Below are 15,488 nucleotides of genomic sequence, written 5' to 3' on the forward strand. Positions count from 1 at the left end.
GGCGTGTTCCTGATTGACCTGATCGGTGATGACCGTGGCGAACTTCACTACTTTGTACAGTTTGTTGTTGGCATCAACCACCGGGTTGTAGGAAGCCTCCAGCCAGACCATACGACCATGACTGTCGATCCGTTTGAAACGATCCGCCACGAATTCGCCCGCGTTCAGGCGACGCCAGAAATTCTGGTAATTGGGGCTGTTGTACTCTTCTGGCAAGCAAAAGGTGCGGTGATGTTTGCCTTTGATCTGCGCCAGGCTGTAACCCATACCCGACAGAAAACGGTCATTGGCCGTCAGCACGTTGCCATTGAGGTCGAACTCGATCACCGCGGTGGACCGGACCAATGCACCGATCAGGTTCTCGTGTTCGCGGGAGGATTCGATGGTGCGCGTCAGGTCGCTGGAATAAATCGAGAAGTGTTTGATCCGCCCGCTCGCGCAGCGCACCGGCTGGAAGATCGAACGCAGCCAGGCTTCCTTCCCAGTGCCGCGCAACAGGCGCACGGTGCCGGCAAAGTGCTCGCCACGGATCAATGCATTCTTGAAGCGCAGCTGGAATTCGTCGTGTTTCAAATGATCGGGAACCAGGTCGTCAATGTGCCGGCCGATCAAGTCGTTGCTCTTGTAATGCATCTCATCGAGGAAGTTCTGATTGACCGACTTGACCCGCCCCTCACTGTCGAGGGTCAGCACCAGCATTTCGCTTTCCAGACTTTCCTTCACTTGCTGAAGGCTGGAGAGTTCTTCACGAAGAGCCGACAGCTCCTGCTTCAAGCGTTTATTGAACATGGGAAAGCACCGATGGACAGGGTAGAAAGCGACATGCAACCTAGCCATCGGCCTTGTAGATCTTTTCTGAAGAGCGCGTCAGCTTTGTCCTACAAAAATAAAATCCATCACCTTCTGCAATCCCGCCACTCAGGCAACCTCGGTCGCCGCGCAACGCCCGAGGCTGGGCATGCGCGCACCGAAATACGCTGCGCTACTCACGCCCACCGCCCCCATCACCGCACTGAACATCACACAGACCCATGGGCTCCACGGCATCAGACCGATCAGCAGCAACGGTGTGACACTCGCCCAGGCGGCGTAGGCAATGTTGTAGGTGAAGGAAATGCCTGACACACGAACTCGCGCCGGAAACAGGTTGACCATTACCGACGGCACCGCGCCCACCACGCCACAGCAAAGACCCGCAATCACGTAGGCGAGACCGATCCAGTCACCGCCCGTGATCAGACAACCGTAAAGCACGCCAATCCCCAGCGGCAGCAACAGGCTATAGAGCATCACCGTGCGCCAGGCGCCGATTCGGTCGACCAGCAACCCGGCGAATACGCAGCCAATGTTCAGAAAAACGATGCCCAACGCACTCAGGCCGAAGGTAAGACTGGCCGTCATGCCAAAGGCTTTCTGCATCATGGTCGGGGTGATGACCACAAACACCACCACCGCCGAAGTCAGCACACAGGTGAGGATCATGGCCGGCAGCATGGCCAGGCGATGCTCACGCAGAACTGTGCGCAACGGCAGCTCGGCCGCGGTTTCGCGCTGCGCCTGCATGGCCATGAACACTGGCGTTTCGTTGAGCCAGCGGCGCAACCAGACGCCAATCACGCCGAACACACCACCCAACAGGAACGGGTAGCGCCAGGCGTAATCGAGAATTTCCGCCGGTGTGAACGCCTGCGCCAGAAAAGTCGCGGTCAACGCACCGATCAAGTAACCAAACGTCAGCCCCGCCTGCAAAAAGCCCAGGGCATAACCGCGATGACCCACCGGCGCATGCTCGGCGACAAACACCCAGGCACTCGGCACTTCGCCGCCCACCGCCGCCCCCTGAAGCACGCGCAGCACCAACAGCAGCAACGGTGCGAAATAGCCGATCTGGGCGTAGGTCGGCATGATCCCGATCAGCAGACACGGCAGCGCCATCATCAGGATGCTCAGGCTGAAGACCTTCTTGCGTCCCAGTCGATCGGCGAAATGCGCCATCAGGATTCCGCCCAGCGGCCGCGCCAGGTAACCGGTGACGAAGATCCCGAAACTCTGCAGCAACCGCAGCCATTCGGGCATTTCCGGTGGGAAGAACAGCTGGCTCAATGTCAGCGCGAAAAACACGAAAATGATGAAGTCGTAGATTTCCAGCGCCCCGCCAAGGGCCGCAAGCCCCAGGGTCTTGTAGTCCGAGCGGCTGAACGGCGCCGGGCGCGAATCGGTGTTGGCAGTCATGAAAAAGAACTCTGGCAGGCAAAAACCAAGGCGCTCATGGTCTACGCAAACGCGCCGACGGACAACCCGTTAGACCAAAGTCGCATAGCCGCAAATCAGCCCCGCAAAAATTGTCGGTGTGAATTAATGTTGCCGTCTGTCGGGACGGGCCGGTGCGGCCCGCATGACCACAACAAACATAAAAAATCCGAGGTACCCCCGTGGCCGCTGATATCGAAGATACCCGCTCTGCCCGTTTTGCCCTGCGCTGTTCAAGTTTCGCCGAACGCTGGTTCCCTGATTCCTGGGTGTTTGCGGCGCTGGCAGTGATTATTGTCGCCCTCGCCACCTTGGCCATGGGCGCCAAACCCACCGATGCCGCGATGGCGTTCGGCGATGGTTTCTGGAGCCTGATCCCGTTCACCATGCAAATGGCCTTCGTGGTGATTGGCGGCTACGTCGTCGCCAGTTCACCACCGGCGGTGAAGTTGATCGACCGCCTGGCGAAGATCCCGAAAAACGGCCGTTCCGCCGTGGCTTGGGTCGCGCTGATTTCCATGGTCGCATCGCTGCTGAACTGGGGCTTGTCGCTGGTGTTCGGCGGCTTGCTGGTACGCGCCCTCGCCCGCCGTACCGACCTGAAAATGGACTATCGTGCCGCAGGTGCCGCGGCCTATCTGGGCCTTGGCGCGGTATGGGCATTGGGCCTGTCGTCGTCCGCTGCGCAATTGCAGGCCAACCCGGCCAGCCTGCCGCCCTCGATCCTGTCGATCACCGGGGTGATTCCTTTCACGCAAACAATCTTCCTGTGGCAATCGGGCGTGATGCTGCTGGCGCTGATCGTCATCTCGCTGATCATCGCCTACGCCACCGCACCGGGTCCGAACACGGCCCGGGACGCCAAGGCCTGCGGCGTCGACCCGAGCTTCAACCTGCCGCCCCTGCAACCACGCACCCGTCCCGGCGAATGGCTGGAATACAGTCCGTTGTTGACCATTGTGCTGGTGCTGCTGGCGGGCGGTTGGCTGTTCCACGAATTTTCGACCAAACCGACGATCACTGCGATTTCCGGGCTGAACACCTATAACTTCCTGTTCATCATGCTCGGTGCCTTGCTGCACTGGCGCCCGCGCAGCTTCCTCGACGCGGTGTCCCGTGCGGTGCCGACCACCACCGGCGTGCTGATCCAGTTCCCGCTGTATGGCTCGATTGCCGCGTTGATGACCACGGTCAAAGGCGTCGATGCCCAGACCCTGGCCCATCACATCTCAACCTTTTTCGTCAGCATCGCGTCCCACGACACTTATGCGCTGCTGATGGGCGTGTATTCGGCGATCCTCGGTTTCTTCATCCCGTCCGGCGGCGGCAAGTGGATCATCGAAGCCCCCTACGTGATGCAAGTCGCCAACGACCTGAACTATCACCTGGGCTGGGCCGTGCAGATCTATAACGCTGCCGAAGCCCTGCCGAACCTGATCAACCCGTTCTACATGCTGCCGCTGCTGGGTGTGCTGGGGTTGAAGGCGCGGGACCTGATCGGTTTCTCGTTCGTGCAACTGCTGGTGCACACGCCGCTGGTGCTGTTTCTGTTGTGGGCACTGGGAACAACGCTGGCGTACACACCGCCGGTGATGCCTTAACATCAAAAAAGGGGCCGATATCGCTATCGGCCCCTTTTTTTCACACCAGTTTTGACTCAGCTAACGCCCACAGAAAGGCTTTACTGCGCATCAACCGGACGCAGGCGGTACTGCGGCGGCAGTTGCTCGAAGCCGCTGATGGTGGCGTTCAGGCTTTTCCAGCGACCGTCCTTGATGCCGTAGATGCAACCGTGGATCGACAGGCTCTGCCCACGGTGCCAGGCGTTCTGCACGATGCTGGTGTGGCCGACGTTGGCCACTTGCTGGATCACGTTGAGCTCGCAGAGGCGGTCGACACGTTCCTCTTCGGTCGCGTACTTGGCCAGTTCTTCGCGTTTTTCGTAATACAGATCGCGGATCGAGCGCAGCCAGCCGTCGATCAGGCCCAACTGACGATCCTGCATCGAGGCACGCACGCCGCCGCAGCCATAGTGGCCGGTGACGAGGATGTGTTTGACCTTGAGCACGTCGACTGCGTACTGGATCACCGACAGGCAGTTCAGGTCGGTGTGCAACACCACGTTCGCCACGTTGCGGTGCACGAACAGGTCACCGGGCAGCATGCCCACAATTTCGTTCGCCGGCACGCGGGCATCGGAACAACCGATCCACAGGAATTCCGGGGTCTGCTGACGAGCCAGTTTGGCGAAGAAGTCAGGATCTTCCTCCTTGATCGCAGCGGCCCAACGCTCGTTGTTATCAATCAGATCTTGTAATTCGTTCATGCAATGAAGCCTCGTGAATGATGCGCTGCTTTGACAGTCGACCGCCCGTCGAGGTCACGCGCGTATTGCAGAAACCCTGATGCGAGGTGGCGCTCCATGCCGGTGGAATTCTCATGAGCCCGACAGGTCCACCCTAGTAAGGCCCACAGTATGAGGAATTGCCATGACTGATTCACGACGTCCATACGATGCGGCGCAACCGCAACCCATTGATGATAACGAAGACCGCATGGGCTCGGTGCATGAACTGGATTTCGATGAGGAAGAACCCAGTGCAAAAATCGGTGACGAACTGCCCGAAAAAGAGCGCGAGCAGCTGATGCCGCGCCAGCGCTTGCGTGAAGCGGGCATGACCGGCGCCTCGACCGATGATCATGAGCCTACTGACGATGACATGAGCCCGGAAACGCTGATCCGTGAAGACGGTGCGCGAGATGGCCATGAGGCTGGCGAGGACAATCGCGCGGATTGGGACCTGAGCATTGTCGATGAAGACGACATCGGCGGCGGCAATGGCCTGGATGAAGCGGAGCTGGCGCGGCGCGATCCGATGGATGGCAAGCGCTGATTTTTTGTGGCGAGGGAGCTTGCTCCCGTTCGGCTGCGAAGCAGTCGCGAGAAATATTGCCTAAACCTCACAGGGGACCGCTTCGCGGCCCAGCGGGAGCAAGCTCCCTCGCCACAATGGTGATTCAATCCACCAAAGTACAGGCCATGACCACCGCATCTTCGCGCCCGCCCACCGCCGGGTAGTAATCCCGGCGACGGCCGATTTCGTTGAAGCCATACCGTTCATAAAGCCTGAACGCCGCGGTATTGCTGTCGCGCACTTCCAGAAAGCACTCTCGGGCGTCGGCCTTGTAGGCAATCGACATCAGATGTTCCAGCAACGTCAGGCCCAGGCCACGGCCCTGGTTTTCCGGTTTGACGGTGATGTTCAGCAGATGCGCCTCATCAAGGATGATCTGCACCACACCGTGGCCCACCTGCTGCTGGCCCTCATACATCAACCAGATCTGATATTTGCCCAGGCCATCGAGAAAAATCCCGCGGGTCCAGGGATGGCTGTAAGCCGCGTATTCGATCTTCAGTACGGTTTCCATGTCCGCCTCGGTCATCGGGCGGAACGATACAGCGTCACTCATTCGATTCTTTCCAGCGCGCCATCAGCCGACGCATGGCTTGCCAGACATCAGCTTTACGCTGTGGCTCTTCCATTAATAACTCCAGGCCCGGCAGGGCCCAGACCGACCCCAGGCCTTCGACCTGGAGTTCGCGGTTGAACGACTCGGCATTGGTTTCGCCGGCAAAACGTACAGCGGGCAGGCCGATCAGCCATAAACAGACGCACGGCGCCTCTTCCATCCGCACCGAGAGAAAACCCTGCACAAAGTCACGGGCCGCTTCCGGTCCCTGATCCATCGTTCCGCGCACCAGCAATGGCCAGCGTATCGGCTCGCCGACGATCTGCGGGCTGTCCGGCAGACCGGCGGCGCGCAGCATGTCTTTGAGCAGCAAATACGCGGGATCACGGGTCTGGAACGTTTCGCCTGTGGGTAACTCGACCAGCAGCAGGCAACGCCCGGCCCGCAGCAATTGCAGCGCGAAGCGCGGTGGCGGCACGACCGGCGTCTTGGCCACGACCGGCGCCGCTTCAGCCTCTTCCACCGGTTTGGCCCCGATGCGCGTGCTCGCCGCCGATGGCCGCGGCACCTCGATCTTCACCCGCTCGGTCGGCTTGACCGCAGGCGCCACGGGCGTTTCAGCCACCGGAGCCGGCGCAACAGACGCGACGACAAGCGGCTCGGCGATCTCCAGCAGCTCGGGCCGCGACGGCGCGGCAAAGGGCAATTCGGTGCGCGGCAGCCAGTTGACCACCTGCATGGCGTTCAAATAAGCGCGACGGCGGGACTCGATAAGCAAAGGTCGGCCACTTGTGGATAACTAATAGTGCGCTGATTCTACCGCCGTTCGCACAAGATCGCCCGCTGTTGATCGATAGACTTTACCGATACAAAAAGCGACAGCTTGTCCCGAGAGTGAATCGCATCGCGCCCAATGCAGTACAATCGCGGCTTTTAATCGCCAACCAGCCGGCCATTCCGATGATCGAACCCAAGCGCGTCTTGCGCGCCCTCGCTGAACACTGGGCACTTCTGGAGCCACTGTGCGAGCACTTCGACCAAGGCACACTGAGCCTCAACGAATTGCGTTCACAGTTGGCCGCCCAGCAACTCGACAGTACGCCGCAGGACATCACCAGCCTGCTGGACGTGTGGATTCGCCTCGATATCCTGGTTCCCGTGGCGAAAAGCCCGAACCGGTTCGAGCTCAATGCGCAGATTCACGATTTCCTCGCCTACCTGCGCCGTGAACACCGTTTGGGCCTGTGCCTGGAGATCGAGGCCTATTTGCGCCACCTCGAGCGTCTGGCCGGTTACATCCAGGACGCCTTCGATATCCGCGATGGCAACGACCTGGCGCGCCAGTTGCGCCTGCTCGACATGCGGGTGCGCGATGTACTGAAAAAACTCGATAACGACGAACAGGCGCTGGTGGCCGTGGCCGAAAGGGCGAAAACCAGCGACCGGCAGATTCCCTTGCGCCAGCGTTACGCTGAAGTCCTGGCGACCTGGGACGAATACGTCGAGCCGATGATTGATCTGGTGAACGCCGACGGCGCCTTCGAACAAGGCGTGCGCAAGGTCGAAACCGTGCTGCTGAAGATGCTCAGCGAGCAGCAACGTCTGGGCCACCTGGTCGACGATGACATGCTGCTGCGCACCCACGCGCGCATCCTCGAAATGCAGACCAGCGCCCAGTTGACCCTGCGTCATGCCCGCGAATTGCTGCTGCCGCTGCGTGAAGAAGCGCGTCGCCACAACGCCGTGACCCGTGGCGCCGCACTGGCCCTGTCGATGATCCGGCGCAAAGGTATCGACGCCGTACCGCATGCGGCCATGCCGATGTTCACGCGCCCGCAGAGCACTTTCCTCGGCAGCGCCAGTCAGGTCGAAGCCTACGTTTACGCCCTGGCCCGTTTCGAACCGAAACCGGCGCGTTTCCCAAAGGCCCACAAGACCCAGAAAGGCGAAGCGCCCCGCGCACCGCGCACGGTTCGGGAAATGCTCGAACGCTGCGAAGATGCCCTGCCGATGCCGGACCTGATGACCTGGCTGCTGGAGCAGGAACCGGACGGCGCCACCGACGAATTGCTGTACTGGTTCTCTCGCCTGTCCCGGGAAAAACGCTTCAAGCGCGAGCGCCTGGAACGTCGCGACTACTTCACACACGAGCACCAGGTCAGCCTGCGCTCCTTCGCCCTGCTCTCGGCTGGCGACACCGCCGTCGAGGATTCTGCGAGCACTCCCTATGCATCTTGATCTATCCGAACTGTCCCATCTGGCACCGATTTTTCGCGAGCTGTTCAAGGGTTATCACGTCAGCCGCCGCGATCCGGAGCTGTACGCACAGTTGTCGAACTTTCAGGACCAATACCGCACGCTGTTCAAGGCCCTGGGCTTTGAACTGGTCTGCGATACCCGCGGTTTCTACTACTTCGTGCCGGACCTCGCCGCCGCTGCGGTGAACAAGACCGCCCAGCGTCTGGCCCTGTTCACATTCATCCTCGTCGAACACCTGGCCGACCAGGGCCGTGACCCGATCACAGTGCTCGACGGTGGCAGCCTCGGCCGCGATGAATTGCCGTCGTTGCTGGATAAGTATCGCGACCTGTTCATCCAGGCTGAAGTGCAGACCGTCGAAGAACTCGAAGAAAAAATCATGCGCCGCATGACCCAACTCGGCTTCGCGGGCGAAGAAAACGGCATCTACCGTTTCCTGCCGCCCATGCACCGTTTCCTCGATGTGTGCCTGTCGGTTCAACAGGACCGAGATCTGGCGGCCAGCCTGCACAGCGTATTGCCGCTGCCGGTGCCGGTGCTGATCGATGAAGACAGCGACGAAAAACTGCTGCAGACCGACGATCCGCTCGACCTCAGTGAATTCGAAGGTGAAAGCGAAGAAGACGCGCTGGCCCGGGCCATCGCCGAAGAACAGGAGCTCGACGCATGAGCAAGGAACGTTACGGCATCCGCCGCTTTGCCCTTCTGAACACCGCCGGTTACAGCCTTGGTCTGTTCCCGCTGGAAGAACCGCTGTCGGTATACGGTGCGAACAACCTCGGCAAATCCGCCTCGATCAACGCCTTGCAGTTCCCGATCCTGGCGCGCATGTCGGACATGAGTTTCGGCAAGTACAGCCTGGAACAGTCCCGGCGCTTCTACTTCGCCTCGGACACCAGCTACATCCTCGTTGAAGTGAACCTGCCCCACGGCCCGCACGTGATCGGCGTGGTCGGGCGCGGCCCGGGTGGTGGTTTCGGTCACCAGTTCTTCGCTTACGCCGGCAAACTCGATTTGGCTCACTACCAAAAGAACGATACCTGCCTGCGTCAGAAAGAACTGTTCACCAACCTTGAGCGCGAAGGCCTGAAAGCCTACGAACTCAAGCCGGACGAACTGCGCCGTTTGCTGGTCGGCGGACACACGTCGATCCCGCTGGACCTGACGCTGATTCCGCTGCGCTCCACCAGCGAGCAAAGCCTGAAGACTTTCCGCGCGCTGTTCATCAACCTGCTGCACATGCGCGAAATCACTGCGGCCAAGCTTAAGCAATTGTTCCTCGATGCCTTCGAGCACAGCCTGCGCTCCGGTAGCGTCGATTACATTGCCGCGTGCGAAGAAGCCTTCCGCGATGTACGACGCATGGAGCAGGACTACAACTCGCTGGTTGCTGCCGGCCCATTGGTCGAAGCACTGGCCAACGGCGTCAAGCAACGCGACATTCTGCGCGGCAAATTGCACCGGATCTCTCCCCTGCTCGACTCCTTGCTCGGCACCTGGTCGGACTACGCCAGTGCGCGCAAGGAAGAACTGACCATTCAGTCCGAACACTACCGCAACGAGCAGGACGCCCTGCAAAACGATCAGCGCGGCGGCACTCAGGAGCTGATGCGCCTGGAACGGGAAATCACCGGCATCCAGCGCTGGCTCGGCGAACTGTCGGTGCTCAAGCATCGCTTTGCCCTGGTCGATGACGTCAAGGTGCTGGAACAGCAACTGCTGGCCGCCAAGGACGCTCACGACGAACTGGCCGGTGCATTGGCGCAGTCCCGTCAGTTCAGCGCCGAAGACCTCGAAGAGCGTCTGCGCGACCTGGAAAAGCGCTTGAAGTCGGTCAAACAGCAACTCGATCACGCCGACAACAACAGCTACGCCCGTCTGCGTGAAGAGTTCTCGCAGCAAGACGTCGAGCGCCTGATGCGCCTGTTCAACAGCGCGCTGTTCAGCCTGCCATTGGGCGAACACGGCATCACCCTCGACGAGAACGGCGACTGGGTGAAGTCCGTCGAACTGATCCTCGACGGCTTCAAAGGTGAGCGTTTCGAAGTACCGGGGCTGTCCATCGACATCTCGAACATCGAACCGCCAGCCTTGCAAGCCCTGGCGGACCGTGCCGCACTGCGCGATCAGAAAGAGCGTCTGGACAAAGAACTCAAGCAACTCAAGACCCAGCAAGCCGTCGCCGCCGACCGCGCTGCGAGCAAGACCCAGACCGAAGCGCTGTACCAGCAAGTGCTGGATGCGCAGAAGGCGTTGGAAGACTTCCGTCGCGCGCAAACACTGAGCGCCGAGGAAGGTGACAAGCTCGAACAACTGGCGCAAATGGAAGCCGCGCAGGACGAACTGAAGCGTTCCAGTGACGCCTTCACCGAACGCGTCCAGCAACTGTCGGCCAAGCTGCAATTGGTCGGCCGGCAGATCGGCGACATGGAAGCCAAGCAACGCACCCTCGACGACGCCCTGCGTCGCCGTCAGCTGTTGCCGGCGGACCTGCCGTTCGGCACGCCGTTCATGGACCCGATCGACGATTCGATGGACAACCTGCTGCCGTTGCTCAACGACTATCAGGACAGCTGGCAAGGCCTGCTGCGCGCCGACGGCCAGATCGAAGCGCTGTACGCTCAGGTGCGCCTCAAGGGCGTGGCCAAGTTCGACAGCGAAGACGACATGGAGCGCCGTCTGTCTCTGTTGATCAACGCTTACGCGCACCGCACCGACGAAGCCCTGACCCTCGGCAAGGCACGCCGTGCCGCCGTGACGGACATCGCCCGGACCCTGCGCAACATCCGCAGCGACTACGACAGCCTTGAGCACCAACTGGCGCTGTTCAACCGCGAGATCAACAAGCGTCAGGTGTCCAACCTGCAAAGCTTCCGCATCGTCCTCGCGCCGAACAAGGAAGCGCTCAAGCACATCGACCAGATCATCCACAGTGCCGGTCAGTACGAAGAAGGTGAAACCCTGTCCGTCTTCGACCTCAGCCAAAGCGCCGAGCAGGACAACAAGAACGAAGAGGCCAAGGAATACCTGGCGCGCCTGGTGGCGGCGAATCACAACCAGCTCGGTCTCAAGGATCTGTTTGAACTGGCGTTCGAAATCACCAAGGTCAACGGTCAGCCGGTGATCCACACCGACATCGACGGCGCCGCGTCCAACGGCACCACGATGACCATCAAGGCGCTGACCAACATGTACTTGTTGCTGCACTTGATGGACCGTGACCTCGCCGGCCGCGTGCGTCTGCCGTACTACCTCGATGAGGCGGCAGACATCGACGAGAAGAACCAGGCCGCCCTGCTGGAAACCAGCCTGCAACTGGGCTTCGTGCCGATCCTGGCGAGCGTGAAGCCGCAAGTCTGTGCCAGTGTCGCCATCGACCTGGAAGGCGGTAGCGGCCCGGCCGGCATCTACATCGATGAGGCAGACTGGAAGTACATTCGTCGTCACGATCAAGTGAAGGCAACGGTCAATGAGCAAGCGAATGAACCGGAGCTGGATGCAGTCTGAGGCTTGAATCGAAGGCAGTAAAAAGGCCGCGATCCATTTTGGATCGCGGCCTTTTTCATGGGTATCTTTTAACGGTATCGGTGACCTTTAAGGCCCTATCGCGAGCAAGCTCGCTCCTACAGGATTTGCGGTGAAACAAACACCACTGGATCTTGTGGGAGCGAGCTTGCTCGAGATGGCGTCATTACAGACGCCCTATCCATTTCCTGTCATTTACCCAGGCTGATCTTCGGCGCCCAGGTCAGCCATTCGTCTTCGAACTTGTCAAACAGCGCGAACGTTTGCTCGGGCAGTGCCTGATTGCCCATGTTCTCGCCGTCTGGCGTGGCAAAGGCAACACCGCCCTGAATGATCGTTTCCAGGGATTCAGTGCGCACCGTAGCGCCTCTGAACAGGCCGACATCGAAGTCAAAGCCACTGGTGTTCCAGAAGCGCGTACCCGTGCGTACCAACGGCGCGTACTTCGGTTCGATCAGGATACGGATCAACACACGATCAGCGGTTTGGCCCAACTCATATCCGACCACTTTGCCTACAGTGATTTCACGGTAGGTGACCGGCACACCGGCCTTGAGGGATCCACGGCGCGGGGCGCTCAACACCAGGCTCAAACCGGCTTCCTGTTTGGCAGTTTCAGGTGGAGTGGGCAGTGCCACGAAGGTCTTCTGCGGTCCAAAATTCTTGGCAGCAGGCTGTACTTCAATGTATTGCCCGGTCACCAGTGTTTCTAGGTTGGACGTCTTGATCAGTCCCAGTTCAGGCTTGACCACCCAGAACTGACTACCAACCCGAGCGATGCGCTCCGGCACTTCAGTGATACGAGCGGTCAGCAGCACTGACTGCAAATCATCACTCAGGTCGACATCTTCAATCTTGCCGACATCCAGGCCTTTGAAGCGAATCGGCGTGCCGGTACGCAAACCATCAGCGCGTTCCACTTTGATCGTGACGACCTCCCCCTTCTGTGTGGCGTCTTCATGATTGGGGAATAGACGGAAACGAGGAATACGTTTCTGCAATGGCGCCTTGGCTTCCGGCGTCTCGAAAGCGATACCGCCAGCCATCAGACTCTGTAGCGACTCACTTTTAACCTCAACCCCATTCAGCCCGCCCTTGAGCGTAATACCGCTGGCATTCCAGAAGCGTGTCGAGCCGTTGACCAGTTCCTCGTATTCCTTCTCGATGTGCACACCAATAATCAGCTGCTTTTTGGTTCTCGAGAACTGGTAGCTCTGGACCGAACCGACCTTGACCTGCTTGTAGAGAACCGGGCTACCGACTTCCAGCGAGCCGAGGTTTTCGGTGAACAACACGAGGTGCAAGCCAGGTGCGCGCAGATCCAGTGGCGGCGCCTTGGGCCGCGCGACGAATTCACGTTGCGGAGCTGCGCCCTTGTCACCAGGACGCACAGCGATGTAGTTACCTTTGACCAGCGCTTCCAGGCCGGTAATCCCCGCCAGGGAAATCGACGGTTTGACCACCCAGAATTGCGTGCCGTCCACCAGGTAATCTTCGGCCAACGGATCCATCGTCAATTCGGCGGTAGCTCCGGACAGATCAGGATCAACCTTCAGCGCCTTGAGATTGCCAACCTGGATGCCTTTGTACATCACCGGCGTACGACCGGCCTGCAGGCCGTCGAAATCGGTGAGCTTGACCTTGATTCGAATACCAGCCGCTGCCGCATCGAAGTCTTCAAAGAGTCTGAATGGCAGACTCGGATCGGTGGGCGGGCTGTCCTTGCGGTTCTCCGGCGTTGCGAACGCAATACCACCGGCGACGATACTGGCCAAGGATTCACTGCGTATCTTCACGCCCGACAGGCTGGCGTCGATGCTGACGCCACTGGCGTTCCAGAAACGGGTGTGTTTGCGCACCAGTTTGGCGTAGGTCGGCTCAATGAATACCTTGAGCTCAACGGTGCTCTGGTCTTCAGAAAGGATATAGCTCTTGATCTCCCCAACCTTGATCTGCTTGTAGAACACCGGGCTGCCACGGTTCAACGAACCCAGGCGATCAGCCTTGATGGTCAGATGCAGGCCGGGCTGCGCATCAGAGAGCGGCGGTTCCTCTGCCAGAGCCTTGAACTTGCGGATCGACTCGCCCTCTCCCGGACTGACCGCAACATAGTTACCCGAAACCAGCGTTTCCAGACCCGTGATACCGGCCAGGGTCACACTCGGTTTGATCAGCCAGAAACGGGTGCCAGTACGCAGATACTGTTCCACATCCTTGTTCATTTCGACGCTGGCGATCACACCCTTCGAGTTGCCCTCGTCATCGAGCTTGAGACTTTTGACCTTACCGACCGACATGCCTTTATAGACAACCTCAGTCTTGTTGGCCTGAATGCCCTCTCCACTTTCAAAGCGCACCTGAATCATGATGCCGGTTTCGTTATAGGCACGCCAACCGAGCCAGCCGCCAATGATCAAGGCAATCAAAGGCAATACCCAGATGGCAGACCAGTTCGAGGCCGGTCGGGTTTTCGCTACAGGCAAATCACTCATGGTCGTCGTCCGACTCCGTGTTATCCCAAATCAGTCGGGGATCAAAAGTTACCGCGGCAAGCATCGTCAAAATCACCACACTGGCGAAAGCGACTGCGCCAAGATTGGCTTCGATACTGGCAAGCCGTCCGAAGTTCACGACCGCCACCAGGATGGCGATCACAAAGATATCAAGCATCGACCAGCGGCCGATGAATTCAATAAAGCGGTACATCCAGATGCGCTGACGCGCTGAAAGTGGTTGGCGGCGCTGCACGGAAAACAGCAGCAACGCGATCCCCACCAGCTTGAACGTGGGCACCACAATACTGGCGATAAACACCACGGCGGCAATAGGGACCATGCCGTAGTGCACCAAATCGATTACCCCCGCCATGATCGTACTGGGAGCACCTTTGCCCAAAGAGTTGATGGTCATGATCGGCAACAGATTGGCCGGTATGTAAAGAATGGCGGCGGTGATCAGCAAAGCCCAGGTCCGCACCAGACTGTTGGGGGTGCGGGCATGCACCAACGCTCCGCAGCGCGTACAGACCTGCTCATCGGTATCAGCTTCCTGCCTGTTCAATTCATGACATTCTTTGCAAATCAGAATGCCTGCATCAATCGCCCGCATGGGCATCCTCTCCTGATAACGCTTGCCAGATCTGGTGAGGCGACATGACGACCTCCAGCCAGACCTGAACCAGCAACAAACCTATGAAGCACGCCAACCCCAGGCCTATGGTGATTGCTGCCATATCTGCCAGTTTTACGATCGCAACCAATACGCCCATGAGGTAAACCTCAAGCATCCCCCATTCGCGTATGTGGTGATAAATGCGATAGAGCAACAAGCCGTAGCTACGTCCGATATCGAAACGGATACTCAACAATACGACCAATTGGCACAGCAGCTTGAGCAGCGGGATGCCCATGCTGCACAGGAACACAATCACTGAAACGCTTTGCATCCCCGTATCAAAAAGCGCAACAACCCCACTCCAGACGGTGTCATTCGACGATTGCCCGAGGAGATTGAGCTGCATGATGGGTAAAAAGTTCGCCGGGATGTACAACAGCAGAGCGGTAAATACCAACGCGAGACTACGCTGCACGACGTTGTGCCGATGGGCGTAAAGCTCGTAGCCACAGCGCGGGCACAGGGCTTTTTCGCCATGGGCAAGATCGGGCTTACGCATTAGCAGGTCGCACTCATGACAGGCGACCAGATTTTCCAGTGGTAATTCTGACAGCCCTTTGGCGTCAACCGAATCCGGCATAAGTGCTCTGACTCTGAAAAAGTTGGACCTATTCTAGTGTTCTGGGGCGAAAATAACTGAGCAATTTGTGCTTGATTGATCTCGTCTTTTTCTACGCCCAAAACAAAACCCCAACTGCTTTCGCAATTGGGGTTTCGGAATTTAATCTTGACGATGACCTACTCTCACATGGGGAAACCCCACACTACCATCGGCGATGCATCGTTTCACTGCTGAGTTCGGGATGGGA

General features: G+C 59.0%; 12 protein-coding genes and 1 pseudogene. 5 read left to right on the forward strand and 8 right to left on the reverse strand.

Features of this window, described 5'->3' with window-relative positions; translation table 11 throughout:
• Nucleotides 1-12: 12 nt before the first annotated feature.
• A pseudogene (locus CKW15_RS29215) lies at nucleotides 13-837 on the reverse strand (PAS domain-containing protein); the annotation flags it as partial.
• Between the two features lie 81 nt (nucleotides 838-918).
• Complete coding sequence (locus CKW15_RS26435; protein WP_095152960.1) at nucleotides 919-2,232, reverse strand: MFS transporter; 1,314 nt, start codon at nucleotides 2,230-2,232, stop codon at nucleotides 919-921.
• A gap of 200 nt (nucleotides 2,233-2,432) precedes the next feature.
• Here CKW15_RS26435 and CKW15_RS26440 point away from each other — a divergent pair, with 200 nt between their 5' ends.
• The gene (locus CKW15_RS26440; protein ID WP_095152961.1) at nucleotides 2,433-3,851 is read left to right on the forward strand and encodes a short-chain fatty acid transporter; all 1,419 of its coding nucleotides are present in this window, start codon (nucleotides 2,433-2,435) and stop codon (nucleotides 3,849-3,851) included.
• 80 nt (nucleotides 3,852-3,931) lie between these two features.
• Here the strand turns inward: CKW15_RS26440 and can are convergent, their stop codons facing one another.
• Entirely contained in the window at nucleotides 3,932-4,576 is a 645-nt protein-coding gene (gene can / locus CKW15_RS26445) for a carbonate dehydratase (protein WP_095060037.1), read from the reverse strand.
• 163 nt (nucleotides 4,577-4,739) lie between these two features.
• Between can and CKW15_RS26450 the strand changes: the two genes are divergently transcribed.
• Complete coding sequence (locus CKW15_RS26450) at nucleotides 4,740-5,144, forward strand: serine kinase/phosphatase (RefSeq protein ID WP_095060039.1); 405 nt, start codon at nucleotides 4,740-4,742, stop codon at nucleotides 5,142-5,144.
• Nucleotides 5,145-5,268: 124 nt separating this feature from the next.
• Here CKW15_RS26450 and rimI read toward each other — a convergent pair whose 3' ends face one another.
• Together rimI and CKW15_RS26460 are read right to left on the reverse strand one after the other, a co-directional pair.
• Complete coding sequence (rimI, locus tag CKW15_RS26455; RefSeq protein ID WP_095060041.1) at nucleotides 5,269-5,721, reverse strand: ribosomal protein S18-alanine N-acetyltransferase; 453 nt, start codon at nucleotides 5,719-5,721, stop codon at nucleotides 5,269-5,271.
• Complete coding sequence (locus CKW15_RS26460) at nucleotides 5,714-6,460, reverse strand: energy transducer TonB (protein WP_095152962.1); 747 nt, start codon at nucleotides 6,458-6,460, stop codon at nucleotides 5,714-5,716. Before CKW15_RS26460 ends, rimI begins: the two co-directional genes overlap by 8 nt.
• 221 nt (nucleotides 6,461-6,681) lie before the next feature.
• Here CKW15_RS26460 and mksB point away from each other — a divergent pair, with 221 nt between their 5' ends.
• Genes mksB through mksF form a run of 3 tightly spaced genes read left to right on the forward strand, consistent with a single transcriptional unit; the run spans nucleotide 6,682 to nucleotide 11,487 of the window.
• Nucleotides 6,682-7,959 (forward strand): Mks condensin complex protein MksB, encoded by a 1,278-nt coding sequence (mksB, locus tag CKW15_RS26465; protein ID WP_177408844.1) that lies wholly within the window; start codon nucleotides 6,682-6,684, stop codon nucleotides 7,957-7,959.
• Nucleotides 7,949-8,650, forward strand: coding sequence for an Mks condensin complex protein MksE (mksE, locus tag CKW15_RS26470; protein ID WP_095060047.1), 702 nt, complete (start codon nucleotides 7,949-7,951; stop codon nucleotides 8,648-8,650). The genes mksB and mksE overlap by 11 nt, the downstream gene beginning before the upstream one ends.
• Nucleotides 8,647-11,487 carry an Mks condensin complex protein MksF gene (mksF, locus tag CKW15_RS26475; protein WP_095060049.1) on the forward strand — a complete coding sequence of 947 codons (2,841 nt, stop codon included), beginning with the start codon at nucleotides 8,647-8,649 and terminating at the stop codon, nucleotides 11,485-11,487. Before mksE ends, mksF begins: the two co-directional genes overlap by 4 nt.
• Before the next feature lie 209 nt (nucleotides 11,488-11,696).
• On the opposite strand, the gene CKW15_RS26480 is transcribed toward mksF, so the two are convergent.
• The 3 genes from CKW15_RS26480 to CKW15_RS26490 are packed head-to-tail and all read right to left on the reverse strand — an operon-like array spanning nucleotide 11,697 to nucleotide 15,259.
• Nucleotides 11,697-13,997, reverse strand: coding sequence for an intermembrane transport protein PqiB (locus CKW15_RS26480; RefSeq protein ID WP_095152963.1), 2,301 nt, complete (start codon nucleotides 13,995-13,997; stop codon nucleotides 11,697-11,699).
• Complete coding sequence (locus tag CKW15_RS26485; RefSeq protein ID WP_095060053.1) at nucleotides 13,990-14,613, reverse strand: paraquat-inducible protein A; 624 nt, start codon at nucleotides 14,611-14,613, stop codon at nucleotides 13,990-13,992. Before CKW15_RS26485 ends, CKW15_RS26480 begins: the two co-directional genes overlap by 8 nt.
• Complete coding sequence (locus CKW15_RS26490) at nucleotides 14,600-15,259, reverse strand: paraquat-inducible protein A (RefSeq protein WP_095060055.1); 660 nt, start codon at nucleotides 15,257-15,259, stop codon at nucleotides 14,600-14,602. The genes CKW15_RS26485 and CKW15_RS26490 overlap by 14 nt, the downstream gene beginning before the upstream one ends.
• Between the last annotated feature and the right edge of the window lie 229 nt (nucleotides 15,260-15,488).

The sequence above is a fragment of the Pseudomonas sp. Irchel s3b5 genome (assembly GCF_900187435.1).
GTDB lineage: Bacteria > Pseudomonadota > Gammaproteobacteria > Pseudomonadales > Pseudomonadaceae > Aquipseudomonas.

Bases quoted from the DNA above. Each gene is read 5' to 3' on its own strand.
- CKW15_RS26490 (WP_095060055.1), bottom strand. From the start codon at position 15,259: ATGCCGGATTCGGTTGACGCCAAAGGGCTGTCAGAATTACCACTGGAA.
- mksF (WP_095060049.1), top strand. From the start codon at position 8,647: ATGAGCAAGGAACGTTACGGCATCCGCCGCTTTGCCCTTCTGAACACC.
- CKW15_RS26485 (WP_095060053.1), bottom strand. From the start codon at position 14,613: ATGCGGGCGATTGATGCAGGCATTCTGATTTGCAAAGAATGTCATGAA.
- CKW15_RS26435 (WP_095152960.1), bottom strand. From the start codon at position 2,232: ATGACTGCCAACACCGATTCGCGCCCGGCGCCGTTCAGCCGCTCGGAC.
- CKW15_RS26460 (WP_095152962.1), bottom strand. From the start codon at position 6,460: ATGCAGGTGGTCAACTGGCTGCCGCGCACCGAATTGCCCTTTGCCGCG.
- can (WP_095060037.1), bottom strand. From the start codon at position 4,576: ATGAACGAATTACAAGATCTGATTGATAACAACGAGCGTTGGGCCGCT.
- mksB (WP_177408844.1), top strand. From the start codon at position 6,682: ATGATCGAACCCAAGCGCGTCTTGCGCGCCCTCGCTGAACACTGGGCA.
- CKW15_RS26480 (WP_095152963.1), bottom strand. From the start codon at position 13,997: ATGAGTGATTTGCCTGTAGCGAAAACCCGACCGGCCTCGAACTGGTCT.
- rimI (WP_095060041.1), bottom strand. From the start codon at position 5,721: ATGAGTGACGCTGTATCGTTCCGCCCGATGACCGAGGCGGACATGGAA.
- CKW15_RS26450 (WP_095060039.1), top strand. From the start codon at position 4,740: ATGACTGATTCACGACGTCCATACGATGCGGCGCAACCGCAACCCATT.
- mksE (WP_095060047.1), top strand. From the start codon at position 7,949: ATGCATCTTGATCTATCCGAACTGTCCCATCTGGCACCGATTTTTCGC.